Raw genomic sequence first — 2,364 nt, forward strand, 5'->3', positions numbered from 1 at the left:
ATGTACGGGTGACTGGTGCACCTGCAGCATCCTCACCGACGAATACGCCGCCAAGCCCAACACCCCTCCACGAACTTCCGCGGAGTAGCACTAGCCCCGTCCTTCGCACATACCGAGTTCGGATGATGTGGTGATGCGGCCGGTGTCCCGGTGGGGTGCCGGTCGTTGAGCCTGGCGTGCCGATATCTCGTTCACGTCGCTCACGGGTGCACCGTCCACGCTTCGCCGTGGAGTTGACGCCCGTGGTGGAGAGGCGTCTGGGCGCTCTGCCTGCCTCTGCCGGGTTTCTGCGCCGGCTGGACGTGGCCGGGATTGTCGACGGGCTGTGCCCGATCCGCGAGGTCGCGCACCTCACGCACGGCCAGGTGATCGAGGTGCTGGTCGCCAACCGGCTCTCCGCGCCAGCGCCGCTGGTGAGGGTGGGCGACTGGGCCCGGGAGTGGGCGGTGGAGGAAGTCTTCGGCATCGATGCGGACCTCCTGGGCGACGACCGGCTCGCCCGCGCGCTGGACGCGATCGCACCACACCTGGAGGAACTGGTCGGCACGGTCGGCGCGAAAGCCATCGCCGAGTTCGGTATCGACGTGTCCCGGATCCACTGGGACATGACCTCGATGTCCCTCTTCGGCGCCTACGAGGACCAAGACGAGGAGTTCCCGCAGGTCAAGTACGGTCACCCGAAGGATCGCCGGGTCGATCTGAAGCAGATCCAGGCCGGCCTTGCGGTCAGCGGTGACGGCGGCATTCCGGTCTTCCACCGTGTCTACGACGGTGGTGCGGGCGAGGTGGCCCAGGTAGTCGGCGCGATGAACGCGCTGCGGAAGATGGCCGACCGCAGGGACTTCCTGCTGGTCGCGGACTCCAAGCTGGTGTCCCACGCGAACGTCACCGCCCTGCTGGACGCGAAGGTCGCCTTCATCGCACCCGCCCCAGCCGCCAAGATCCCCGACGAGGTCTACGCCGGCTTGAACCTCGAAGGTGCGAGGGTGGTGGACTACGTTCCGGACCGGGACGAGTGCAAGAGCGCCGACCGGCGCGAGGTCTACCGGGTCCTGGAGGACATCCACACCCTGTCCGGGCGCCGCAAGAGCGATCCGGTGCACACCCTGCGCCGGATCCTGGTCCACTCCACCGGCAACGCCCGCGGCCAGCAGACCGCCCGCGCCAAACGCCTGGCCCGCGCGGCCGAGGACCTGGAAAAGCTCCAGCGCGGCGCCGGAGGACGTTTCTACGGCACGGCCGAGAAGATCGCCGCCCGGATCGGCGTGATCGCCAAGAGCCACCGGGTCGAGGACTGCTTGCGGACCGTGATCACCATCGACACCACCGGCCGGCCCGGCCTGGAATGGCACTTCGACCAGGACGTCCTGGCCGCCCAAGCGGCCGTCGACGGCTGGTACGCGTTACTGACCAACCTCACCCCCGAACAGGCCACCGCCGAGCAGGTCCTGTTGCGCTACAAGGGCCAGGCCTTGGTCGAACGCCGCTACCACGACTTCAAAGGCCCCCTCGCGGTCGCGCCCGTCTTCCTGCAGCACAACCGGCGCATCGCCGCCACTTCTTGGTCCTCGCAGCCCAGAAGGCGTCTGCGTTCGGGTCCCGCTGCACGTCCACGATGCCGTCCGTGAACAGGACGGTGGCGGGCCAGTACTCCTTGTCCTTGCTGGGTTCTGCGAGCTGCATGCGGATGCCCTCAGGCTCCGGGGTCAAAGTCACGCGCGCTTCCACCGGCTTGGCGTCCGCCGCGAAGAGCAGGCACAGCTTCGTTTCCACCGGCAGGTTACTCACCTCCCACACGGTCTCCCTCTGGACGAACGCCGGGTTGTCGGGGGTGATGCCGCGAATGTACTGAGACCCTGAGAAGAACGCGTTGCGCAGGACCTCGGACATGAACGTCGAGGTGAGCCGGCCCTCCGCTTGGTTGGGGACCTCGATCTCTTCGAAGTTGGCCAGGCGGCGGAGCCCCTCTTCGCCGACGTAGGGCGCCATCATGCTCGGCAGGTCGGCCAGCATCACCCTGCGGTAGCTCTTGACGCTGCCCTCCTTGACGTCGATCGGGCCCTTGGCCATCTCGTAGTGCTCAGAGGACAAAAACTCCGGTTGGACATCAATACCGTAGCTCTGATCAGTGTACGTTTCGTATGACTTGCCCATGATCTGCCTCTCGTGAGGTGCGGCCCGCCGGCTCGACGGGAAGCGCCGTGGCGTCGCTTGCTTCGCCGGGCGAACGCAGCCTGTCTCCCCACCACCCTTCCAAGAGGATCAGACACAACAGGGCAGCACCGCGCCGATCCCCGGGCGCCGCCGGGGGGCGGGGGCCGCGGGGCGCGGGGGGGGGGCGGGGGGGGGGCGGGGGGGGGCGCC

General features: G+C 68.0%; 1 protein-coding gene. It reads left to right on the forward strand.

Annotated elements, in window-relative coordinates:
- The first annotated feature begins 242 nt into the window (after positions 1–242).
- A complete protein-coding gene (locus tag ACIRVF_RS42365) occupies positions 243–1,628 on the forward strand; it encodes an IS1634 family transposase (RefSeq protein ID WP_402830421.1) in 1,386 nt (461 codons plus the stop codon).
- Positions 1,629–2,364: the final 736 nt, after the last annotated feature.

This window comes from Kitasatospora sp. NPDC101157 (assembly GCF_044768255.1).
Taxonomy (GTDB): domain Bacteria; phylum Actinomycetota; class Actinomycetes; order Streptomycetales; family Streptomycetaceae; genus Kitasatospora.